This is a genomic window from Rhizobium sp. P1_B8 (assembly GCF_056406515.1).
This window is the reverse complement of sequence record NZ_JBFTZZ010000014.1, coordinates 106,054-127,167: the sequence shown is the minus strand read 5'-3', so window position 1 is coordinate 127,167 and position 21,114 is coordinate 106,054. Positions and strand designations below refer to the sequence as shown.

General features: G+C 61.8%; 22 protein-coding genes. 13 read left to right on the top strand and 9 right to left on the bottom strand.

What is annotated here, in order from left to right; translation table 11 throughout:
- The 4 genes from AC1D2N_RS17735 to AC1D2N_RS17720 form a co-directional block, all read right to left on the bottom strand.
- Positions 1–327 (bottom strand): DegT/DnrJ/EryC1/StrS family aminotransferase (locus AC1D2N_RS17735; RefSeq protein WP_477981701.1); only part of this gene is annotated, 327 nt, incomplete at its 3' end.
- 120 nt (positions 328–447) lie between these two features.
- Positions 448–810, bottom strand: a complete 363-nt coding sequence (locus tag AC1D2N_RS17730) for a hypothetical protein (protein WP_477981699.1) — start codon at positions 808–810, stop codon at positions 448–450.
- Between the two features lie 49 nt (positions 811–859).
- Positions 860–1,762 (bottom strand): proline iminopeptidase-family hydrolase, encoded by a 903-nt coding sequence (locus AC1D2N_RS17725; protein WP_477981697.1) that lies wholly within the window; start codon positions 1,760–1,762, stop codon positions 860–862.
- A gap of 63 nt (positions 1,763–1,825) precedes the next feature.
- Complete coding sequence (locus AC1D2N_RS17720; protein WP_018246939.1) at positions 1,826–2,638, bottom strand: helix-turn-helix transcriptional regulator; 813 nt, start codon at positions 2,636–2,638, stop codon at positions 1,826–1,828.
- Positions 2,639–2,767: 129 nt separating this feature from the next.
- Here AC1D2N_RS17720 and AC1D2N_RS17715 point away from each other — a divergent pair, with 129 nt between their 5' ends.
- The 5 genes from AC1D2N_RS17715 to AC1D2N_RS17695 are packed head-to-tail and all read left to right on the top strand — an operon-like array spanning position 2,768 to position 8,736.
- Positions 2,768–3,658 (top strand): proline iminopeptidase-family hydrolase, encoded by an 891-nt coding sequence (locus AC1D2N_RS17715; RefSeq protein ID WP_130654198.1) that lies wholly within the window; start codon positions 2,768–2,770, stop codon positions 3,656–3,658.
- A gap of 51 nt (positions 3,659–3,709) precedes the next feature.
- Complete coding sequence (locus AC1D2N_RS17710) at positions 3,710–4,648, top strand: ABC transporter permease (RefSeq protein WP_130654197.1); 939 nt, start codon at positions 3,710–3,712, stop codon at positions 4,646–4,648.
- Entirely contained in the window at positions 4,645–5,496 is an 852-nt protein-coding gene (locus AC1D2N_RS17705) for an ABC transporter permease (RefSeq protein ID WP_105010209.1), read from the top strand. Before AC1D2N_RS17710 ends, AC1D2N_RS17705 begins: the two co-directional genes overlap by 4 nt.
- Positions 5,493–7,202 carry a dipeptide ABC transporter ATP-binding protein gene (locus AC1D2N_RS17700; protein ID WP_130654196.1) on the top strand — a complete coding sequence of 570 codons (1,710 nt, stop codon included), beginning with the start codon at positions 5,493–5,495 and terminating at the stop codon, positions 7,200–7,202. Before AC1D2N_RS17705 ends, AC1D2N_RS17700 begins: the two co-directional genes overlap by 4 nt.
- Before the next feature lie 19 nt (positions 7,203–7,221).
- Positions 7,222–8,736 carry an ABC transporter substrate-binding protein gene (locus AC1D2N_RS17695; protein WP_130654195.1) on the top strand — a complete coding sequence of 505 codons (1,515 nt, stop codon included), beginning with the start codon at positions 7,222–7,224 and terminating at the stop codon, positions 8,734–8,736.
- 84 nt (positions 8,737–8,820) lie between these two features.
- Here AC1D2N_RS17695 and yghU read toward each other — a convergent pair whose 3' ends face one another.
- Together yghU and AC1D2N_RS17685 are read right to left on the bottom strand one after the other, a co-directional pair.
- Complete coding sequence (gene yghU / locus AC1D2N_RS17690; protein WP_130654194.1) at positions 8,821–9,696, bottom strand: glutathione-dependent disulfide-bond oxidoreductase; 876 nt, start codon at positions 9,694–9,696, stop codon at positions 8,821–8,823.
- 192 nt (positions 9,697–9,888) lie between these two features.
- Positions 9,889–10,791: an NAD(P)-dependent oxidoreductase gene (locus AC1D2N_RS17685; protein ID WP_130654193.1), complete on the bottom strand. Its 903-nt coding sequence runs from the start codon at positions 10,789–10,791 to the stop codon at positions 9,889–9,891.
- Positions 10,792–10,951: 160 nt separating this feature from the next.
- On the opposite strand from AC1D2N_RS17685, the gene AC1D2N_RS17680 reads away from it, so the two are divergent.
- From AC1D2N_RS17680 to AC1D2N_RS17670, 3 genes are all read left to right on the top strand, one after another.
- Positions 10,952–11,419 (top strand): universal stress protein, encoded by a 468-nt coding sequence (locus AC1D2N_RS17680; RefSeq protein ID WP_130654192.1) that lies wholly within the window; start codon positions 10,952–10,954, stop codon positions 11,417–11,419.
- Positions 11,420–11,539: 120 nt separating this feature from the next.
- Positions 11,540–12,454 (top strand): DnaJ C-terminal domain-containing protein, encoded by a 915-nt coding sequence (locus tag AC1D2N_RS17675; RefSeq protein ID WP_130654191.1) that lies wholly within the window; start codon positions 11,540–11,542, stop codon positions 12,452–12,454.
- A gap of 2 nt (positions 12,455–12,456) precedes the next feature.
- The gene (locus tag AC1D2N_RS17670) at positions 12,457–12,780 is read left to right on the top strand and encodes a chaperone modulator CbpM (RefSeq protein WP_018246950.1); all 324 of its coding nucleotides are present in this window, start codon (positions 12,457–12,459) and stop codon (positions 12,778–12,780) included.
- Positions 12,781–12,793: 13 nt separating this feature from the next.
- Here AC1D2N_RS17670 and AC1D2N_RS17665 read toward each other — a convergent pair whose 3' ends face one another.
- Genes AC1D2N_RS17665 through AC1D2N_RS17655 form a run of 3 tightly spaced genes read right to left on the bottom strand, consistent with a single transcriptional unit; the run spans position 12,794 to position 14,966 of the window.
- Complete coding sequence (locus AC1D2N_RS17665; RefSeq protein ID WP_130654190.1) at positions 12,794–13,723, bottom strand: phosphatidate cytidylyltransferase; 930 nt, start codon at positions 13,721–13,723, stop codon at positions 12,794–12,796.
- Positions 13,720–14,340 (bottom strand): lysophospholipid acyltransferase family protein, encoded by a 621-nt coding sequence (locus AC1D2N_RS17660; protein WP_018246952.1) that lies wholly within the window; start codon positions 14,338–14,340, stop codon positions 13,720–13,722. The genes AC1D2N_RS17665 and AC1D2N_RS17660 overlap by 4 nt, the downstream gene beginning before the upstream one ends.
- Positions 14,337–14,966 carry a CDP-alcohol phosphatidyltransferase family protein gene (locus AC1D2N_RS17655; protein WP_018448995.1) on the bottom strand — a complete coding sequence of 210 codons (630 nt, stop codon included), beginning with the start codon at positions 14,964–14,966 and terminating at the stop codon, positions 14,337–14,339. The genes AC1D2N_RS17660 and AC1D2N_RS17655 overlap by 4 nt, the downstream gene beginning before the upstream one ends.
- A 208-nt stretch (positions 14,967–15,174) precedes the next feature.
- Between AC1D2N_RS17655 and AC1D2N_RS17650 the strand changes: the two genes are divergently transcribed.
- The 5 genes from AC1D2N_RS17650 to AC1D2N_RS17630 are packed head-to-tail and all read left to right on the top strand — an operon-like array spanning position 15,175 to position 21,091.
- Entirely contained in the window at positions 15,175–16,161 is a 987-nt protein-coding gene (locus AC1D2N_RS17650) for a BMP family protein (RefSeq protein ID WP_018448994.1), read from the top strand.
- Positions 16,162–16,169: 8 nt separating this feature from the next.
- A complete protein-coding gene (locus AC1D2N_RS17645; RefSeq protein ID WP_130654189.1) occupies positions 16,170–17,582 on the top strand; it encodes an amidase in 1,413 nt (470 codons plus the stop codon).
- Positions 17,579–19,111 carry an ABC transporter ATP-binding protein gene (locus AC1D2N_RS17640; protein ID WP_130654188.1) on the top strand — a complete coding sequence of 511 codons (1,533 nt, stop codon included), beginning with the start codon at positions 17,579–17,581 and terminating at the stop codon, positions 19,109–19,111. The genes AC1D2N_RS17645 and AC1D2N_RS17640 overlap by 4 nt, the downstream gene beginning before the upstream one ends.
- The gene (locus AC1D2N_RS17635; RefSeq protein ID WP_130654187.1) at positions 19,101–20,150 is read left to right on the top strand and encodes an ABC transporter permease; all 1,050 of its coding nucleotides are present in this window, start codon (positions 19,101–19,103) and stop codon (positions 20,148–20,150) included. The genes AC1D2N_RS17640 and AC1D2N_RS17635 overlap by 11 nt, the downstream gene beginning before the upstream one ends.
- Positions 20,147–21,091 carry an ABC transporter permease gene (locus tag AC1D2N_RS17630; RefSeq protein ID WP_028732446.1) on the top strand — a complete coding sequence of 315 codons (945 nt, stop codon included), beginning with the start codon at positions 20,147–20,149 and terminating at the stop codon, positions 21,089–21,091. The genes AC1D2N_RS17635 and AC1D2N_RS17630 overlap by 4 nt, the downstream gene beginning before the upstream one ends.
- The last annotated feature ends 23 nt before the right edge of the window (positions 21,092–21,114 follow it).

Here is a 21,114-nt window from a genome sequence, read left to right as displayed (position 1 = left end):
GAGCGTCACCGGATCGATGTCGACGAAGACGGGCTTTAAGCCGTTCCAGAGAAGTGAATGCGAAGTGGCCACGAAGGAATAAGGCGTGGTGATGACTTCGCCCGTGACGCGGAGCGCCTGAAGCGCCGTCAGCAACGCGACCGTGGCGTTGGAAAAGAGGCTGATGTGCTTCACGCCGAGATGGTTGCAGAGCTCCTGCTCCAGCTGCTGGTGGAATGGCCCGCCATTGGTCAGGATGCGATTGTTCCAGATTGCTTCCAGCGACGGAATGAATTCTTCGAGCGGCGGCAGGCTGGGCTTCGTTACATAGATCTTTTCGTTTTTCATGACGCCGTCGAGGAGTTGGGCATTATCGCGCAATGGGCCTGGTCCGAACATCACGGCTTAACCTGTTCCCAGGCTGACCAGAACATGATGCCGAAAAGTGTGAGCGGTTTTCGGACGACATCATGCTCTAATTATATGCGGCACGATTGCCTCCACGGGATGGCGGCCGAGGTCGATCGCAGCCCGATGGAAAAGATCCTTGCTGATCTTCAGCCGCAGGATCATGCATTCGTGGTCGTCCTCCCAGACGCCATCAAGGCCGGCCGGCACCACGTCGATATCGCCATGCTTCTGCAGTCGGCGGTGCTCCCGCCCGTCACAGCGGCATTGCGCCCGCACCAGCCGGCCGAATTGATTCCGAGGCGATGATGGCGTGCCTGAAATATGCGTGCGGCCGCGCGGAATGCGCAGAAGCTCGCCTCCAGACCGCGCCAGGTACGGCCCCTTCTCGTTCGCGCTTTCTGTTTGCGGTTGATCGTTCATCGGTCCGTTCCATTCACTTTTGAATGGTGTAGCCGGCGAACGCGCTTCCTCAATCGTGCCGTGCCAGGAAACCGGAAACGGTCGCCAGGCAAAGCTGCTTTTCCTCGACATGCGGCATATGGCTGGAATTTTCGAAGAGCACCCATTCGCAGCCGGGAACGCGTTCGAGATAGGGCCTTACCACCAGGGGCGTCGCCTCGTCGTATTTTCCCGAAATCAGCAGCGTCGGGGCCTCGATTCGGTCGAGCCTGTTCTCGATCGTCCAGTCCTTCATCGTGCCGATGACGTGAAATTCGGTCGGGCCGTTCATGTTGCGGTAGACGGTGTTGTCTTCGTCCATGATCGCAAAGGTCCGCGCCACTTCAGGCGGCCACGGCACCACCCTGCAGACATGGCGGTCATAGAAGACGCGCGAGGCGGCGATATATTCCGGATCGGTGAGGCTTCCCGCCAGTTCATGCTTCAGCAGCGTGTCCTGCACCTCTTTCGGCAGTTCCTGCCTCAGCCGGTTCGCCTCCGAAACCCAGGTGTGCATGTTGGCCGGCGAGTTGGCGATGACAAGCGCCTTCAGGCCTTGTGGCCGGCGCACCGCATGTTCGGCACCGAGCATGCCGCCCCAGGACTGACCGAGGAAGGCATAACGATGCTGAATGCCGAGATGGGAAAGCAGCGCGTCCAACTCTTCGAGAAACAGACCGACCGTCCAGAAATCCGGGCCTTTTTCCGGAAGTCGGGTGGAGTTGCCATTGCCGAGCTGGTCGTAATGGATGACCGGACGGCCGTCGAAGGCGGCGATATCCTTGAAGGAATCGACATAATCATGGGTGCAGCCGGGCCCGCCGTGGGCGACGACGAGAGGTAGCTTGCCGCTCTCCAGCGAACCGGTGACGCGATACCAGGTGTGATAGTCGCGAAAGGGCAGATAGGCTTCGTTGGTCGTGACTTCGCCCACTGGCGTCTCCATCTCTTAGCAATGAGAAAAAGCATAACGCGGCGACGACGGTGAAGGCAGCTATCACAAGTTATAGGGTGGCCAATTATGGGTCGGCCGGTCTTCGAGCAGGCGGTAGTGGGTGGCGCGCACCACGGCCTGGGTGCGGTTGCGGGCGCCGAGTTTCTTTGTCGCGGCGTTCAGATGCATCACGACGGTCGGTACGGAACGGTCGATGATGCGGGAAATTTCCTTGGCGGAGTAACCTTCCGCCGAATGACGCAGGCACTCACGTTCCCGCTCGGTCAGGCGGATCGTGCCGACGCTCTTCGCCCGCGTGTCGAAAAGCGAATAGGCGGTCTCATGGAAAACATGGGCAAGCAGGTTAAAGTCGGCGATATAGCGCAGTGCGTGCCGTTCGAAATCTTTGTTCCGGCCGAAGCGGATGCCGGTGACGGTCGCATAGTCGCCGCGTGGCATGTGAACCGGAACGGTGACGCCGGTCGACATATCGCGTTCGCTCAAATAACGCGTCACCGGCGCGGTGTCGTCGTTCATGAAACGGTTGATCAGCGTGTCGGCGTCCGGGTCGTAGTTCCAGAAGAAGGGCGCGGAGGTGCGCAGCGCCACCTGTTGCACCGGATCGATACGGAAATAGCCGCGATTGAACCAGTAGTCGTGCATGTCGTCGGAGATATTCCGCAGCTTCAGCAGCGATGGTATCATGATCGCGCCGTCGAGATCGTAAGGCACCGGCGTATAGTCGTAGATCAGCGCCTCGAAGCCGATCTGCTTCATCGCCTCGAAGGCCTGGTCGATCCGGCCGTCCAGCGTCTCATGCGCTGTGAACTGCCGTCTGATCGTTCCAATGTCGTCAAGAATGGGGTCGTCAAGCATGGGCGGCTCCCGGGTTCGGCATTTCGGCCCACCCTATCACTTCTTATAGCTGGCACAGAATGCGGTTTAAGGTAAAAATTTAGCCGTGCCCAAATATTGAGCAAGCGAAATCTTCTGCCGGAGCGATCAATGTGGCGTGAAATACGGCCAGACGAGCGATTCGAGATCGATGTGGATGGCTATTGCGTCGTTGCCTATAGTTTCGGGACCGGCAGCGAGACAGTTTTCTGCCTGAACGGCGGGCCGGGTCTGCCCTGCGATTACCTGCGCGAGGCGCATTCCTGTCTCACCGACAAGGGCTATCGTGTCGTCGCCTTCGACCAACTCGGCACCGGCGCTTCCGACCGGCCGGACGATCTCTCGCTCTGGACGATCGCCCGTTATGTCGAGGAGACCGAGACGGTACGTAAAGCGCTGGGGCTCGGCAAGATCCATATGCTCGGCCATTCCTGGGGCGGCTGGCTGGCGATCGATTACGCCCTGACCTATCCCGAGAACCTCAAGACACTGATCCTCGAAGATACCGTCGCCGACATGCCGCATCTGATCTTGGAACTGGAACGGCTGCGCGCAGCGCTCGGCCCCGAAACGGTCTCGATGATGCAGAAGCACGAGGCGCAGGGCACCTACAATCATCCGGAATATCTCGCTGCCGTCACCATCCTCAACTATCGCCATGTCTGCCGTCTGCCGGAATGGCCGGCGCCGGTGCGCCGCTCGCTCGACGATTGGAACATGGCGCCCTATGAGACGATGCAGGGGCCGAACGAGTTCCTCTATATCGGCAACCTCAAGGACTGGAACCGCATCCCCGATCTGCCGCGGCTGACCCTGCCCGTGCTCATCACGACGGGAGAGCATGACGAGCTGACGCCGGCCTGTGCGCTCAGGATGAAGCTTGCGCTGCCGAATGCCGAGCTCAAGGTATTTGCCAATGCCAGCCATATGCCGTTCTATGAGAACCCGCAGGATTATTATCCGGCGCTTCTCGATTTTCTCGACCGGCACGAGGCAGGCTGATGCAAGAGGGAGCGGACCGAACCCGACGAAGACAAGGGGGCGATCGCCGTCATGCATCGCTATAAATTCGTTCTGACGCGACCGCTGCAGTTCCTGCCCGTCATCTTCGGTATCAGCGTCATCACTTTCATTCTGGTCCGGCTAATCCCCGGCGATCCGGCGCGCAATATCCTCGGGACGCGCGCGACGCCGGCAGCGCTGGCCAGCATTCGAGCCCAGTACGGCCTCGACCAGCCGATGTGGCTGCAATATGTCTATTTCCTCAAGAACCTCGCCAACGGCGAGATGGGCAAGTCGATCCTCTACAAGATCGACGTGCTGAAGCTAATCGTCACCCGTATCGAGCCGACACTCGCGCTCGTCGTCTCCAGCGTCGTGCTTTCGGTCCTGATCGCGGTGCCGATGGCCGCAATCGCCGCACGTAATGCCGGCCGGGCGCCGGATCATGCGGTGCGCATCGTCTCGACCTTCGGCATCGGCTTTCCGCCCTTCTGGCTGGGTTTGATGCTGATCATCCTGTTCAGCGTCGAACTCGGTGTGCTGCCGGTCTCGGGCTATGGTGCGACAATCGGCGATAAGCTGTCGCATCTGGTGCTGCCGAGCCTGACCGTCGCGCTGTCGCTTTCGACCGTGCTGACGCGCAGCCTGAGGGCGGCGATGATCGACCAGCTGAAATCGGATGTTGCGACGGCGGCGCGCGCCCGCGGCATGCCCGAAGGTATCGTCTTCTGGCGGCATGTACTGCCGAATTCACTGGTGCCGACGATCAACCTGCTCGCCGTCAACATCGGCTGGCTGATCGGCGGTACGGTGGTGGTCGAGAGCGTCTTTGCGCTGCCCGGCATGGGGCAGCTGCTGGTCCGGGCGATCTTCTCGCGTGACTACATGGTGGTCCAGGGCGTCGCCATGGTCTTTGCCTGCGCCACCGTGCTTATCAACTTCATCGCCGACATCGTCACCGTCGCCGTCGATCCGAGGGTGAAGCTATGAGCATCGAGGCGATCGCCCCCGCATCTCTCGGCTGGCGCCGGTTCTTCGGCCGGCGGCTGATGCTTGCCGTCGGTGCCGGCTTGCTGCTGTTCTTCGTCCTGCTGGCGATCGGTGCGCCCATCATCGCGCCCTACGACCCGATCATGCAGAATGCCGAGGTGCGCCTGCAGGCGCCTTCACTGTTGCACCCCTTCGGCACTGACAATTTCGGCCGCGATATTCTCTCCCGCGTTATCTGGGGCGCGCGCCTCGACCTGCAGATGGCGCTGATCGGCGTCATCTTCCCCTTCGTGATCGGCACAACAGTCGGCACGATCGCCGGCTTTTTCGGTGGGATCGTCGATGCGCTGTTCATGCGCCTCGTCGATATCATCCTCGCCTTCCCCTTCCTCGTGCTGATGCTGTCGATCATCGCGATCCTCGGCCCAGGCCTCGGCAGTTTCTATATCGCCATGGCGCTGGTCGGCTGGGTTTCCTATGCGCGGCTGATCCGGGCGCAGATGCTGGTGCTGAAGGGCAGCGACTATGCCGTTGCTGCCGTCAGCCTCGGCTTTAGCCGCCCCCGCATCATGTTCCGCCACCTGCTGCCGAACGCGATCGCCGGCTCGATTGTCTTTTCGATGTCAGATGCGACGCTGGTGCTGCTCAGCGGTGCTGCTGTCAGCTATCTCGGCCTTGGCGTCCAGCCGCCGATCGCCGAATGGGGTGTCATGGTCGCGGAAGGACAGAGCTTCATCACCACCGCATGGTGGATCACGCTGTTTCCCGGTCTCTCCATCGTCTGCCTCGCCTTCGGTTTCAGCATGCTGGGCGACGCGCTCGGTGAACTGCTGGGGGTGCACGAATGAGCGGCTCCGTGCTGTCCGTCCGTGATCTCACAGTCAGGGCTCATGGCGATTTCGGCCCGCGCACGCTGCTCGATGCGGTCTCGCTCGACCTCGGCAAGGGCGAGATCCTCGGTCTCGTCGGTGAGAGCGGCTCGGGCAAGAGCCTGTTCTGCCGTTCCCTGGTGCGCCTGCTGCCCTCCTCGCTGCTGAAGATCGAAAGCGGTAGCGTGCTGCTCGAAGGGCGCGACCTCATGCGGGTCGACGATGGCGAGATGCTGAAAGTGCGCGGCGGCGAGATCGGCATGATCTTCCAGAACCCGACCAGCCATCTCGACCCGGTGATGCGGATCGGCGATCAGATCGCCGAGGGCATCCGCTATCACCAGGGCCTCAACACCCGGGAGGCCCGCGTCGCGGCGACGGAAATCCTGGCGCAAGTCGGCTTCCCCGATCCGAAGCGCCAGTACGATAGCTATCCGCACGAATTTTCCGGCGGCATGCGGCAGCGGGCGATGATCGGCGTGGCGCTGTCCTGCAATCCGACGATCCTGATCGCCGACGAGCCGACGACGGCACTCGACGTGACCATTCAGGCGCAGATCCTGCGGCTGTTGATTGACATTCGCGACCGGCGCGGCCTGTCGATCATTCTGATCACCCACGATCTCGGTATCGTCGCCCAGACCTGCGACCGCATCGCCGTGCTGCGCGGTGGCAAACTGCTCGAAGAGGGGCCGAAGCGGACGATCCTCGCGCGGCCGCAGCATCCCTATACGATCAACCTGATCAACAGCCACCCTTCCCTGCCGAGCGCGATATCAGCGCCGTTACCCGAGCTTGCCGAAGCCAGCAACCCGGCGAGACCGTTGCTCGAAATCGATGATCTCCATGTGCGCTTCAGAGCGGGCGGTGCGCTGCTCAGGGGCGGTGCCAAGATGGTCAGCGCCGTTGCCGGCGTCAGCCTGCAGATCATGCCGGGCGAGACGGTCGGCATCGTCGGCGAGTCCGGCAGCGGCAAGAGCACGCTTGCCCGCGCCGTGCTCGGCCTCACCCCGCTTTCCTCGGGCCACGTCACTTTCGACGGTATCGATCTGGCGCTGCAGAAAAGCGCGGGCCTGGCAAAGCTGAGGCGCGAGACGGCGATGGTCTTCCAAGACCCCTACAATGCGCTTAATCCGCGGCTGACGATCGGGCAGATGCTGGCCGAGGTGCTGAAGGTGCAGGGCAAGGTCGCCAAGGCCGATATCCCGGCGCGGATTCGCGAACTGCTCGATCTCGTCGGCCTCGAACGCGAATTCGCCGGCCGCAAACCGCGCAGCATGAGCGGCGGCCAGTGCCAGCGCGCCGGCATCGCCCGGGCCCTCGCCGTCGATCCGAAGATGATCATCGCCGACGAATGCGTGGCCGCCCTCGACGTCACCATCCAGGCGCAGATCATCGAGCTCTTCCGCGAGCTAACGGCGAAGATGAATCTCACGCTGATCTTCATCGCCCATGATCTCGCGATCGTGCGCAATCTCTGCGAACGGGTCGTCGTGATGTATCGCGGCGAGATCGTCGAGGAAGGTCGCTCCGAAGAGGTCTTCGCGCGGCCGAAGCATCCCTATACGGCGGCGCTGATTGCCGCCATTCCCGACATCGATCCTGACAAGCGGCTGCTTCAAGACGCCGACGGCAAGGACGATCCGCATTCGAAGCCGATCCAGCCCATCAAACGCATGCCATAACAACGAAGGGAACGAACTCATGACAAACAGGTGGAAATCAATCGGGCTTGCAGCCTTGCTCGCCGGTCTGACGCTCAGTGCAAGCTATGCGGAGGCCGCCGGTGTACTCACCATCGGCCGCCGCGAGGATTCGACGACATTCGATCCGATCAAAACAGCGCAGAACATCGACAACTGGGTGTTCTCCAACGTCTACGACGTGTTGATCCGCGTCGACAAGACAGGCACGAAACTGGAGCCGGGCCTTGCCGAAAGCTGGACCACCTCGGATGACGGGCTGACCTACACGTTCAAGATCCGCGACGCGAAATTTTCCGACGGTTCGCCGCTGACGGCGGAAGACGCGGCCTACAGCCTGCTGCGCATCCGCGATGACGCGGCCTCGCTCTGGAGCGATTCCTACAAGGTGATCGACACGGCGGTGGCGACTGACGCGCACACGCTGACGATCAAGCTCAAGAACCCGTCCGCGCCGTTCCTTTCGACGCTGGCGCTGCCGAATGCCTCCGTCATCTCCAAGAAGGGCATGGAATCGCTTGGTCCCGATGCCTATGGCGAAAAGCCGATCGCATCCGGCGCTTTCACCGTCGACGAATGGCGGCGCGGCGACCGCGTCATTCTCAAGAAGAACCCGAATTTCTGGCAGGCGGACCGGGTGAAGCTCGACGGTGTCGAGTGGATCTCGGTGCCTGACGACAATACCCGCATGCTGAACGTCCAGGCGGGTGAGCTGGATACGGCGATCTTCGTGCCCTTCTCCCGCGTCGAGGAGTTGAAGAAGGACCCGAACCTCAACGTCGATATCGACGCTTCGACCCGCGAGGACCATCTGCTGATCAACCATGCGCATGGCGCGCTCGGCAAGAAGGAAGTCCGCCAGGCGCTCGACCTGGCGATCGACAAGAAGGCGATCGTCGATACCGTCACCTTCGGCCAGGGCACGGTCGCCAACTCCTACATTCCCAAGGGCGCGCTCTATTATTATGCCGACAATCTGCAGCGGCCTTATGATCCCGCAAAGGCAAAGGAGCTGCTGGCAGCCGCCGGCGCCTCGGACTTGACGCTGAATTATCTGGTCCGCGCCGGCGACGAAGTCGATGAACAGACGGCGGTGCTGGTCCAGCAGCAGTTGCAGAAGGCCGGCATCACCGCCAATCTGCAGAAGGTCGACCCAAGCCAGGAATGGGACATGATCGTTGCCGGCGACTACGACATCTCGGTCAACTACTGGACCAACGACATTCTCGATCCGGACCAGAAGACCACCTTCGTCCTCGGCCACGATTCCAACAACAACTACTCGACCAATTACAAGAGCGAGGCGGTGAAGGAACTGGTTGCCAAGGCGCGCCTCGAGCTCGACCCGAAGAAGCGCGAACAGATGTATGTCGATCTGCAGAAGATGGCCAAGGACGACGTCAACTGGATCGACCTCTATTACAGCCCCTATATCAACGTCTCACGCAAGAATATCGAGAACTTCTACCAGAACCCGCTCGGCCGGTTCTTCCTGGAAGATACGGTCAAGAACTGAGTTCTGACAGCATTCAGATTTTCCGCCGCCGTAAAGGCGGCGGAACATCATTTGTTGCTGCGACACGTGGCTGGGGCCGCTTGCTTACTCGGCGGCCGCGAGCTTGTCCTGCGTCCTGGTGTCGAAGTCGCTGGCGTCGTGGCGCTCATGCAACTGGCTCGAGGGCTCACCGGAGAGGCGGTTGACCATCCGGCCGCGTTGCACGGCCGGCCGGCTGTGGATGGTGTCGGCCCAGCGCAGCACGTTCGTATAGTCCTCGACCTGCAGAAACTCGGCTGCACCGTAGGTCCAGCCCTTCACCAACCCGCCATACCAGGGCCAGACGGCAATATCGGCGATCGTATAATCGCTGCCTGCCAGATACTCGCTTTCGGCAAGGCGACGATCGAGCACGTCGAGCTGACGCTTCACCTCCATGGCGAAGCGGTCGATCGCATATTCGATCTTCGTCGGCGCATAGGCGTAGAAATGGCCGAAGCCGCCGCCGAGATAGGGGGCGCTACCCATCTGCCAGAATAGCCATGACAGGCATTCGGCGCGGGCGGCCGGTTCAGTCGGCAGGAAGGCGTCGAACTTTTCAGCGAGATAGGTCAGGATGGCGCCGGATTCGAAGACACGGATCGGCTTTGGCCCGCTGCGGTCCATCAGCGCCGGTATCTTGGAATTGGGATTGACCGCGACGAAACCGCTGCCGAACTGGTCGCCATCGCCGATCTTGATCAGCCAGGCGTCATACTCGGCACCTTCATGGCCAAGGGCCAGCAGCTCCTCGAGCATGATAGTGACCTTCTGGCCGTTCGGGGTGCCGAGCGAATAGAGCTGCAGCGGATGGCGACCGACCGGAAGCTCCTTGTCATGCGTCGGCCCTGATATCGGGCGGTTGATACTGGCGAATTGGCCGCCATTCGCCTTGTTCCAGGTCCAGACCTTCGGGGGTGTATAATCGGGAGAACCGCTCATCTTTCAAACTCCTGGCATTGATCGGACAGAGCGCGACGCCGGTTGGGGCCGCCGCATTTTTCCTGACATAGCAGAGGCGATGAGGTTTTGTCAGAGGTGTCGGAGAAGGTTCACACAATCGTCAGAGTGTTGGAAAGCCCATGGCTCCATCTCTCATATTCGGTTGCTACGACTATTGCTTGACCATTGCGATCAGTTTTCAGTTCCCGAGGAAGCGATGATCTCGTCCAGCTGTCCGACGAGCACGCGGCTGCCCTCCACGTCGCCAGCCATCCTGGTAAAGAGGTCCGCCATGCCGCGGAAGATGGTCGCCGCCGGATCATCGTCTCCAAGGAAATCGGCAATCTCCTGCATTTCGGCGACCCATCGATAGGCCTTCGGGTACATGTCGGGAATGGATCTCGACAGCTTGCGATCGACGTCCGGAAGGCTTTCGGAGAGTTCGGCTTTCAGGCTTTCGGCAGCACCCGAACGCGATGCGGCAAGCAGCATGGCGGTGCCGAGGCCGGTAAATCCCTTGTTGATGCCGGCATAACACATCTTCAGGGCCGAGGCGGCGCCGAGCGGTCCGTCGAGCCTGCGGATCCGCAGGCCGCAATCCTCGAGCAGCCGGCTCCGCTCCGCGGTATCGCCGCTGATATAGATGGTCGGACCTGATTTGCCGGGGACCGGCGGCCCGCCGATGATCGCACCGTCAAGCACTTCGACGCCGCTGCTTTCGAAGCGTGCCGCCAACGCCTGCATCGTTTTCGGCGCAATTGCGTTAAGGTCGACGAAGGGCGGCGGGGCCGGCATCCCCGACGATATGTCAGCGACGAGGTCGGCGACCTTGATCGCCTCCGATGGCGGAACGATCGACAGGATCAGCTCGGCCTTCGTCAGCTCCTGGCGGCCGACCGGCACCATGCCGGCTGCCTTTGCCCGCGCAATCGTCTGCTCGCTCCTGCCCTCGAGGTAAGTCAGCACCGTGGCGTCGTGGTCGACCAGCCGTTTGGCGACAGCACTTCCCATCGCACCCGATCCGATAATCGCAAAATTCGGCATATGAACCTCAATCAGTGACGACATCGGGTTAGAAATGTTGCTGATGGCCATGCCGTCAACTGCGACGATTCAGCCGGAGGTTCGTTCACAAGCAGCTGGCCGTTTCATGCGCGCTGCCGTTGCGGCGCTTTTTCTTGATATTCGTCAATGCCGGGATGGTCGACACCGGTATGATCGGTGTTATCATTCGCATTCGAGGATTTGGATTTCAATGTATCGAACGATCATCTGCGGCATCGGCATGGGCTCCCGGGAAACGGCAAGCCGCCTTTTGCGTCGGGCTGCTGCGCTGGTGGATGAAGGCGGAAGCCTCGTCGTCATGCACGTCATCGAGAGTATCCCCCACAGTCACCTGACGGAGCTTCCCGAAGAATTCGAAACGACCGCGATCGTCGACGCCGAAAAGAAACTTGCATCGCTTTGTAAAGAGATGGGAGTTCCGGCAACGATCGAGGTTCGTATCGGCGTTGCCGCCTCCGTGCTCGTCTCCGTCGCAAGGCAGAAATCGGCCGATCTCATCCTGCTTTCATCCCATGTGACGGATATCACCGACTATGTCTTCTCCTCGATCGTCGACAAGGTCGTGCGCCACGCCGGGTGCTCGGTTCTCATCGATCGGCGACCCGATCCCGCGCATGAAGGCTCGGCGCCTCAAGTGGAAGACGCGGCGTTGTTTTAGTTCCGCTGCGGATTGATGAAGTCGATCAGACCGACCGGCCTCCCCTCCCCGGCGGCGGCCCGACAACCTATATCATCCCCAAGCCAACCAGCAGTATTCGCTGCCTGACCGGAGATATGCATGAGCCAGGATCCATATGAGCTTCTGGGCGTAAAGCGGGATGCGACGCAAAAGGATATTCAAAGCGCGTTCCGCAAGCTCGCCAAGAAACTTCACCCCGACCTCAACCCCGGCGACAAAAAGGCCGAGGAACGGTTCAAGGAAATTTCAACCGCCTACGAGATCTTGAGCGACGAGGAAAAACGCGGACGCTTCGATCGCGGCGAGATCGATATAACAGGCGCCGAGCGGGCGCAGCGCAATTATTACCGCGACTATGCTTCAAAGAGCGGCCCTGGCGATCCCTATCACAACAGTGCCGGCTTTGCCGATTTCGGCGATGCCGACGATATCTTTGCCAACTTCTTTTCGCGCCGGGCGGGAGGCGGCCAGAACCATGGTCGTGGCCGGGACCGCCAGTTCTCCATGGAGGTCGATTTTCTCGAGGCCGCCAACGGCACCAGGACGGAAGTCAAGCTGCCGAATGGTCCGGCGCTTGACGTGCAGATCCCGCCGGGGACGCGCGACGGCCAGACCTTGCGGCTGCGCGGCAAGGGCGAGCCTGGCATCGGAGGCGGACCGGCGGGCGATGCCCTGATCGAAATCCGTGTCCGCCCGCACCGTTTCTTCACGCGAGACGGTGACGATATCCGCCTGGAACTGCCGATCTCCCTCAGCGAGGCCGTGCTCGGTGGCAAGGTTCGTGTGCCGACGCCGTCCGGAGCAGTCAATCTGACGCTGCCGCCTCATTCGAACAGCGGCAAGGTCCTTCGTCTCAAGGGCAAGGGTGTTGCAAAACGCGGCGGCGAACGCGGTGACGTCTACATTTCGCTGAAGATAGTGCTGCCCGACGCCCCGGATGAACGGCTGACGGCCTTCATGAAGGAATGGGCAACAGCAAACTCCTACGATCCGAGAAAGAACATGGAGGCTTGATCATGGATGATCTCGAATTCCGTCTTTACTTGAAAATCGACATCGTCCAGCTTGACCTCTGGGTCGAAGAGGGTTGGCTGATCCCGGAGACGTCAGGCGGCCAACGGCAATTTCGCGACGCCGATGTCGCACGCGCCCGGCTCATCCTGGACCTCATGGGAAACATGGGTGTCAACGAAGCCGGCGTCGATATCGTCATGGAGCTGGTCGACGAGTTGCACGGCCTGCGGGGAACGATGGGCAAGCTGATGACCGCCATCAGCAAGCAGGAGCGGGATGTTCAGCACCGGCTGTTCGAGAGCCTCGAGGAGATCGACCGGCTTTAGCCAAAACCAGCTTCTACGTGGTGAACCAATAGCGGACGATGTGGAAGAACAGCGGCGCTGCGAAGGTGATGGAATCCAAGCGGTCGAGCACGCCGCCATGGCCCTCGATCACATAGCCCCAGTCCTTGGCATTGAGATCGCGCTTGATGGCCGAGAGCACGAAGCCGCCGAAGAAGCCCGCGACGACGATGACCGTGCTGATCGCTGCGGCCTGCAGCGGAGAGAACGGCGTCAGGCGATAAAGCAACGTTCCCACAAGGATGGCCGAGGCGCCGCCTCCAACCAGCCCTTCGATCGTCTTCGACGGGCTGATATTCGGCGAGAAACGGTGCTTTCCGAGGAGCTTGCCCCAGACATACTGGAAGACGTCGCTGAGCTGCACGACTACGACCAGATAGACGAGAAGAAGTGCCGACGGTGTGCCGGTCTCGAGCATGAGGAGCGCGGGAGCGTGGCTGATCGAATAGACCGTCAGCATCAATCCCCATTGCACCCTGGCGCTGCGAGCGAGGAATTCGTTGACGTCACCCGTCAAGGTCGCCACCGCCGGCAGGATCAGGAATGCATAGACCGGGATGAAGATCGCAAAGAGGCCGTACCACTCCGTTCCGAGCAGTACGTAATGCAGCGGCAAGACGACGAAGAAGGACAGGAAAAGCGCCAGATGATCGCCGCGCCGCGATGGTGTCAGGGTCCAGAATTCGCGAAGCGCCATAAAGGATAGGAATGCGAACAGGATGACGGTCGCCGTGTCGCCGAGCAGGATTGCGCCGCCGAACACTGCGACCATGATCCACCAGGAGCGGATACGGGCGTTGAGATTTTGGACGGTGGCGACGGAGCCGGGCTCGGTTGCGCGCCGCTGCAGAATGAAACCGACCGCGGAGGCGACGGCAAGCAGGCCGAGGATGGCGGCCAGTACGATGGAGAAAATGCTGGTCATGCAATGCGCCCCCCGTCCGCGAGCTCAATGACCGCGGCACGGGCGCGGGCCAGGAATTCGGTCTTTTCCTCGCCCGGTTCGACGCGGAGCGGCTTGCCGAAGCGCGCCGTGCAGGTGATCGGGACGATCAGCATGCTTCCCTTCGGCAGGATGCGCTGAAGATTATCGAGATGGATCGGCACGAGATCGACATCCGGAAAACGGCAGGCGAGGCGATAGATGCCGCTGCGGAACGGGGCGACCTCATCGGTGGCGCTTCTCGTTCCCTCAGGAAAAATCAGGATCGAACGGCCTTCCTCGAGCAGGCGCTCGAGAGGTTCCAGCGGATTGCTGTCGGGCAGAGGTTTGCGGTCTATCAGGACGGCGCGCAGGCACTTCTCCGCTATGAACCGGCGAAAGGCATTGGTTCCCCAATAATCTCGTGCGGCGACCGGATGGGTCAGCCGGCGCACAGGCCACGGCAGGGCAGCCATGACGGCGACGGTATCGACATGGCTGTTGTGATTGGCGAAATAGATGCGGCGGCGGGGATCGGGCGTGCAGCCTCGCCATTCGCTTCGGGCGCCGACCAGAATACGGACGAACAGCACGAGAAGGCGACGGACGAGCGCGATCATGGTCTCTCCAGCGAACGGGCAAGCGTTATCGTGCGTGTGATGCAGGTGATGAGGCTTCCGGCCGCGATGATCGCCGACGCGAGGATCAGCGACCAATTGCTGGCGGATATCAGCGTCTCGATACTCTGGGCAACGAGGCCCGCGGTCAGTACCGCCATGCGGCGCTGTTTGGCCATGATGCCGCTGAAGTCTTGGGGAAGACCGACCGCTCCTCCGAAGACCCTGATATAGGCGGTGAGTGCAGCAAGCAGCGCAGCTAACCAGCCGAGCCAGGCAAAGCCGCAGGCATAGCCGGCCGCGACAAGAAGCAGACTGTCGGCGATCCGATCGGGAAATTCATTATAGAGCGGTCCGCTCTTGGTTTTCTTGCCGCCTTCGATCGCGACCATCCCGTCCAGCAGATTACAGACGAGCCGCAGTTGCACCGAGATCGCCGCACAGACCATCGCAATCGGATGTGATGTAAGCAGGATAAGCGCTGCGCCGATACCGGCAAATAGGGTCGACAGTAGCGAAATGCCGTTCGGCGTGACGCCGGTGCGCGCCAGCCATGCGCTGGTGCCGATCGCCCAGGACGACGATCGGCTCGCGATCGGTCGCCGCGAAGCGTCCTCATCTTCCCCCATTTTCATTTTCCCCAACCCCTATCCTCCTTGCATATCCTGCCAATGTCGTCGCGCCAAGCCGCGACGACACACAGGTTCGGAAAAATTGGCTGCAAAACACAAGGCGCAACAGATTGAACAGCCTGATTTTTAAGCCCATTCGCTGCTTGACACATTTTTAGGCGCTACTATGATTTTTGAACCAAATGGTAAAAAAGGGGAACAATCAATGACCAAAGATATCCTGATTTCACGCCGGGCAGTGATCGCGTCCGGCATTGCGCTTGGGGTCAGCGGCTTTGCCCCGCTGGCAAGAGCCGCCGCGCCGCTGAAGGTTGCCGGCATTCATGCGTCGCCGGTTGAAAATGCCTGGAACTCCTGTCTGCACAAGGCGCTGCAGGACGCGGCCAAGGAAGGCGTCATCGAATATGTCTTCTCCGAAGGCGTCTCCGGCACCGATTATCCCCGCGCCATGCGTGAATATGCAGAACAGGGCAACAAGCTGATTATCGGCGAGGCCTATGCGGTGGAGAAAGAGGCCCGGCAGGTCGCGGCCGACTACCCCGATACCGCTTTTGTCCTGGGTTCGAGCGGCGAGCAGGCCGGCGACAATTTCGGCGTCTTCGGTACCTGGAACCATGACGGCGCCTATCTTGCCGGCATGCTGGCGGGCAAGATGACCAAGTCGAATGTCGTCGGTTCGGTCGGCGCCATTCCGATCCCCGAGGTCAACATGCTGATCAATGCCTTCGCGGCCGGCGTCAAGGCGGTCAATCCGGACGCGAAGCACCTCGTCTCGTTCATCGGCACCTTCTTCGATCCGCCGAAGGCTCGCGAAGCCGGTCTTGCCCAGATCGACGCCGGCGCCGACATCCTGTTCGGCGAGCGCATCGGCACCGCCGATGCCGCCAAGGAGCGCGGCATCAAGTCGGTCGGCTCGCTGATCGACTATACGCCACGTTATCCGGATACGGTGTTTGCCAACGCCATGTGGTATTTCCGGCCGATCCTGGACGCTGCGATCGCCGATGTCGCTGCCGGAAAGCCGGTCGGCAGGAACTACACGTCCTATGGCCTGATGAAGGAAGGCGGCAGCGATATCGTCTTCGTCAAGGGCGTGGCACCCGCCGATGCGGAGGCTGCGATGGAAGCCAAGCGGGCTGAGATCAAGGCCGGCACCTTCGAAGTTCCGAAGATGATGGACGAGCCGAAGTAATTCGGCTCATGAAGGACGATGCGACGGATCTGGCGGCAGCGATCAGAAATGGCAATCTGAGCGCTGCAGAGGCGATGCAGGCTTCTCTTGCCGCAGCTCAGCGGCAGGAGCCGCTCGGCGCCATCGCCTATCTCGATGCCGCCATGGGTCTCGCCTGGGCCGACGGCCGCGACCGGGAAAATCGGAGCGAGCCCGAACGCTTTTCCAACAGGCCGTTTGCCGGCGTGCCGATCTTGGCGAAGGATCTTGGCGGCCCCTTCGCCGGGCTGCCGGTCACGGCCGGCTCCCGTCTCTTCGAAAGAAAAGGCGGCGAAGCGGACTCCGATCTGGCTGCCCGTTTCCGCGAGGCCGGCTTCTGCCTGTTCGGCCTGACGACCAGCCCGGAATTCGGCCTTTCGCTTGCCAGCGAACCGGCAATCGGGCCGATCTGCCGCAATCCACTTGATCCGGCCCGGACCGCGGGTGGTTCCTCCGGCGGTGCGGCGGCAGCGGTTGCCGCCGGGATCGTCGCGATTGCGCATGCCACCGATGCCGGCGGTTCGATCCGTGTGCCGGCTGCCTGCTGCGGCCTTGTTGGAATGAAGCCGACGCGCGGCGCCATCCCCGGCGGACCATCTTTCGGCAATCACCTCGCCGGCATTGCGAGCGAACTCGCGGTTTGCCGTTCGGTGCGAGATACGGCGCTGATTTTCGACGAACTGAGCGGCAATTCACGAGGCCCCTTTGCTGATCCCTCCCCTGTCGATATCGTTAATGGCCGTCTACGGATCGGCCTGTTGATCGATACCGGAGCGGCCTATCCGACCGAGGGTGATCGGCTCGCAGCCGTCGAGGATGCGGCTCGTGCCCTCGAGAGTGACGGGCACATTATCGTCCCGCTAAGCTGGGCCGAGTTCGAATCGAGCGTCGCCGCCAGCGGCCGCGCCTTCGCCGATATTGTCTCCGTCAACCTTGCGGCGCTCATGAAGGCTGCGGCGCTTGATGAAAGCCGGGCCGAGCCTCTGACGCAGGCTTTCGCGGCGCGCGGACGGGCGCTTTCGGTCACATCGCTCTGGAACACGCTGAACGAGGCCGTCCTGGTGAGCCATAAGCTCTGGGCGCTATTCGACAGGATCGATTGTATCCTCATGCCGATGCTTTCGTCTGCGCCTCTTGTGATCGGCTCCTTTCCGTCCGATCATGCCGATACGGATCTGCATCTCGAGCGGATGACGGCATTTGCGCCGCTTGCCTGCCTCGCCAATATTTCGGGTTTTCCTGCTTTGACTTTGCCTTTCGGACAGGATGAGCATGCCATGCCGCTGCCGGTGCAGATCATGGCGCCGATGGGTCACGAGCCGAGGCTCCTGTCGCTTGCCGCACGCCTGGAGGCCGAGGGGCGGTGGCAGCACCGTTTTCCCGTTGCAGGACTGACGTCATGACTGGGCCGGTGCTGGAGATTATCGGCGTCAGCAAGCGCTTCGGCGCCAATCTCGCCAATGACGATATTTCCATGACGCTTGCCGGGGGTGAGGTCGTCGCCCTGCTCGGCGAGAACGGCGCGGGCAAGACCACGCTGATGAGCATCCTTTTCGGTCATTACATGCCGGATGCCGGCCGAATCCTGATCGAGGGCACGGAGGTGCCGCCGGGCAAGCCGCGCGCAGCGATCCGTGCTGGCGTCGGCATGGTCCATCAGCATTTTTCGCTTGCGCCCAATCTGAGCGTTCTCGAAAATGTCATGACCGGCACGGAAAGACTCTGGTCCTGGCGCTCGGGGACGCCAGCGGCGCGGACAAAGCTACTGGCAATTTCCGAGCGCTTCGGCCTCAAGGTCGATCCGGATGCCCGCCTTGGCGACCTATCGGTCGGCGAGCAGCAGAGAGTCGAGATCCTCAAAGCGCTTTACAACGACGCCCGTATCCTGATCCTCGACGAGCCGACAGCAGTGCTGACCAACATCGAAGCCGAGCGGCTGTTCACAACGCTGAAGGAAATGGCCCGCCAGGGCCTGTCGCTGATCTTCATCTCGCACAAGCTCGACGAGGTCATGGCAGCGGCCGACCGCATCGTGGTCTTACGCGGCGGCAAGATGGTCGCCGAACGCAAGGCGTCGGAAACCAGCAAGGCGGAACTCGCCGAACTGATGGTCGGGCGCCGTGTGACGCGGCCCGTGCGCGAGCCGTCGACACCCGGCGCCGTTGCCCTCGAAGCGGTCGATGTGACGGTGCGCACCGGCGGCATCGATCGGCTGAAGTCGATCAGCTTCCGGCTGCACCAGGGCGAGATCCTCGGCATCATCGGCGTTTCGGGCAATGGCCAGGCGACATTGGCGCATCTTCTCTCCGGTATGCTGGCGCGCAGCGCTGGCGACCTGCTGCTGTTTGGCGAAGCCATCGGCAATCTTGGTGTTACAGATGTCGTCGACGCCGGCATCGGCCGCATTCCCGAGGACCGCAACGAGGAGGGCGTGATCGGCGAAATGGCGATCTGGGAAAACACCGTGCTTGAGCGCATCGCATCACCGGCCTTTTCTCGCCGTGGTTTCGTCAACCGCAAGGCGGGCATGGCCTTTGCCAGGGAGATTATCGACGGGTTCGATGTTCGAGGCGGCGGCCCGGCCATCCGCACCCGGCTGCTCTCGGGCGGCAATATGCAAAAGCTCATTCTCGGCCGCAACCTGCATCAGCGGCCGCGCATCCTGATTGCCGCGCAGCCGGCGCGCGGTCTCGATGAAGGGGCCGTGGCGGCTGTCCACGCGCGCCTGCTCGAAGCCCGCCGGCAAGGTACCGCCGTGCTGTTGATCTCGGAAGATCTCGACGAGGTGATCGCGCTTGCCGATCGCATACAGGCAATCGTCGGCGGCCGCCTGTCTCCGCCCGTCGAGGCCGAAAGCGCCGACGCCCGTAAGCTGGGGCTGATGATGGCCGGCGAATGGCAGGAAAGCCCAGAGGCCGGCCATGCGATTTGAGCGCCGCGAACATCGTCCGCTTTACCTGCTGATCGTCACCCCTGTGATCGCGGTCATCGCGGCACTGGCGCTGGCCGGCATCCTGATATCAATTGCCGGCGCGCCTGTTATCGATGCCTATTGGCGAATCCTGACCGGTGCCTTCGGCTCGCGGCTGTCGGCGACCGAAACGCTGACGCGGGCAACGCCGCTGATGCTGACGGGGCTTGCCGCCGCCGTCGCTTTCCGGGCGCGGCTCTGGAATATCGGTGCCGAGGGGCAATTCTATCTCGGCGCTGTCGCCGTTGCCGCGGCGAGCTCGAAGCTGCTCGGCAATCTTCCCGCACCCATCCTCATTCCGCTGCTGCTGCTGGTCGGCGCCATTGCCGGCATGGTGTTGATCCTGATCCCCCTCTGGCTCAGGTTGCGCTTCTCGGTCGATGAAGTCGTCACCAGCCTGCTCTTGAACTTCATCGCTGTGCTCTTCGTCTCGATGCTGATCGACGGCATCCTCAAGGACCCGCTCGCCTTCGGCTGGCCGCAATCGCAATCCGTCAGCGATCACGCCATGCTGCCGAAGCTGATCGCCCGCTCGCGCCTGCATATCGGCTTTGTGATCGCGATCGCCCTGGCGGTCGTCGTCCATTTCATCCAGTCGCGCACCGTGTTCGGCATGCAGTCGCGCGCCGCAGGTCTCAATCCCGGCGGCGCGGTCTTCGCCGGCGTCCCGCTCGGCAGAACGCTGGTGAAGGTCGCCTGTCTCTCCGGCGGGCTTGCAGGGTTGGCGGGAGCGATCGAGGTCATGGGCGTCAAGGGTTATGTGACGACCGATCTGTCGCCGGGTTTCGGCTATGCCGGTATTGTTGTCGCGATGCTCGCCAACCTCAATCCTCTCGGCGTCGTCTTCGCGGCCATTTTCACCGCCACCATGTTCGTGGGCGCGGATGGCATGAGCCGAGGCCTCGGCATACCCACATATATCGCCGATGTCACGGTGGCGCTGTCGCTGCTGACGATGCTGATTGCCTTGTTCTTCACCCAATACAGGATCCGGCGATGATGCAGCTGTTCGACATCATCGCTTCATCAGGGCTCTGGGCGGCAATCCTGCGGATCGCCACGCCGCTGATTTTCGGCACGCTCGGCGCACTGCTCTGCGAACGGGCGGGTGTGCTCAATCTCGGCATCGAAGGCATCATGACCTTCGGTGCGATGATCGGTTGGCTTTCTGTCTATCACGGCGCCGATCTCTGGACCGGCCTGCTGATTGCTGGCGTGGCCGGTGGGGTCTTCGGCCTGCTGCATGCCGGGCTGACGGTGACGCTCGGCCTCTCCCAGCATGTCTCCGGTCTCGGGGTGACGCTGTTTGCCTCGAGCTTCAGCTATTATGTCTTCCGGCTGATCGTGCCGCTTGCCAATACGCCGCCCACCATCGTGCCGTTCCAGCCGATCGCTATTCCCGGCTTGTCGACGCTGCCTTTCATCGGGCCGGCCTTCTTCACGCAGACGGCGCCGACCTATCTTGCGATCGTAATCGCCCTGCTGATGGCCTACATCATCTTCCGCACGCCCGTCGGCCTTGCGATCCGCATGACCGGCGAGAACCCGCATGCGGCGGAAGCTCAAGGCGTCAATCCGATGAAGGTGCGTTACGGCGCGGTGATTGCCGGAAGCGCGCTGATGGGAATGGGCGGGGCTTTCCTGACTTTGTCGGCGTTCAACAGCTTCTTTCCGACCATGGTTCAGGGGCGCGGCTGGATCTGCATCGCGCTCGTCGTCTTCGCCTCCTGGCGGCCCGGCCGAGCGCTGTTCGGCGCGCTGCTCTTTGCCTTCTTCGACGCCTTTCAGCTTCGGCTGCAAACCGCACTCAGCGGGCTCGTGCCCTATCAGCTCTTTCTGATGACGCCCTATATCCTTTCCATTGCCGCCCTTGCCGTCATGGCCCGCCGCGCCCGCGTTCCGCAGGCGCTGATGCAGCCCTATCGGCGCGGCGAACGCTGAATCACTTCTGTCCAATGAGGCTC

Coding starts and splice junctions, on each gene's coding strand:
- AC1D2N_RS17730 (WP_477981699.1), bottom strand. CDS start 810: ATGAACGATCAACCGCAAACAGAAAGCGCGAACGAGAAGGGGCCGTAC.
- AC1D2N_RS17720 (WP_018246939.1), bottom strand. CDS start 2,638: ATGCTTGACGACCCCATTCTTGACGACATTGGAACGATCAGACGGCAG.
- AC1D2N_RS17715 (WP_130654198.1), top strand. CDS start 2,768: ATGTGGCGTGAAATACGGCCAGACGAGCGATTCGAGATCGATGTGGAT.
- AC1D2N_RS17710 (WP_130654197.1), top strand. CDS start 3,710: ATGCATCGCTATAAATTCGTTCTGACGCGACCGCTGCAGTTCCTGCCC.
- AC1D2N_RS17705 (WP_105010209.1), top strand. CDS start 4,645: ATGAGCATCGAGGCGATCGCCCCCGCATCTCTCGGCTGGCGCCGGTTC.
- AC1D2N_RS17700 (WP_130654196.1), top strand. CDS start 5,493: ATGAGCGGCTCCGTGCTGTCCGTCCGTGATCTCACAGTCAGGGCTCAT.
- AC1D2N_RS17695 (WP_130654195.1), top strand. CDS start 7,222: ATGACAAACAGGTGGAAATCAATCGGGCTTGCAGCCTTGCTCGCCGGT.
- yghU (WP_130654194.1), bottom strand. CDS start 9,696: ATGAGCGGTTCTCCCGATTATACACCCCCGAAGGTCTGGACCTGGAAC.
- AC1D2N_RS17685 (WP_130654193.1), bottom strand. CDS start 10,791: ATGGCCATCAGCAACATTTCTAACCCGATGTCGTCACTGATTGAGGTT.
- AC1D2N_RS17680 (WP_130654192.1), top strand. CDS start 10,952: ATGTATCGAACGATCATCTGCGGCATCGGCATGGGCTCCCGGGAAACG.
- AC1D2N_RS17675 (WP_130654191.1), top strand. CDS start 11,540: ATGAGCCAGGATCCATATGAGCTTCTGGGCGTAAAGCGGGATGCGACG.
- AC1D2N_RS17670 (WP_018246950.1), top strand. CDS start 12,457: ATGGATGATCTCGAATTCCGTCTTTACTTGAAAATCGACATCGTCCAG.
- AC1D2N_RS17665 (WP_130654190.1), bottom strand. CDS start 13,723: ATGACCAGCATTTTCTCCATCGTACTGGCCGCCATCCTCGGCCTGCTT.
- AC1D2N_RS17660 (WP_018246952.1), bottom strand. CDS start 14,340: ATGATCGCGCTCGTCCGTCGCCTTCTCGTGCTGTTCGTCCGTATTCTG.
- AC1D2N_RS17655 (WP_018448995.1), bottom strand. CDS start 14,966: ATGGGGGAAGATGAGGACGCTTCGCGGCGACCGATCGCGAGCCGATCG.
- AC1D2N_RS17650 (WP_018448994.1), top strand. CDS start 15,175: ATGACCAAAGATATCCTGATTTCACGCCGGGCAGTGATCGCGTCCGGC.
- AC1D2N_RS17645 (WP_130654189.1), top strand. CDS start 16,170: ATGAAGGACGATGCGACGGATCTGGCGGCAGCGATCAGAAATGGCAAT.
- AC1D2N_RS17640 (WP_130654188.1), top strand. CDS start 17,579: ATGACTGGGCCGGTGCTGGAGATTATCGGCGTCAGCAAGCGCTTCGGC.
- AC1D2N_RS17635 (WP_130654187.1), top strand. CDS start 19,101: ATGCGATTTGAGCGCCGCGAACATCGTCCGCTTTACCTGCTGATCGTC.
- AC1D2N_RS17630 (WP_028732446.1), top strand. CDS start 20,147: ATGATGCAGCTGTTCGACATCATCGCTTCATCAGGGCTCTGGGCGGCA.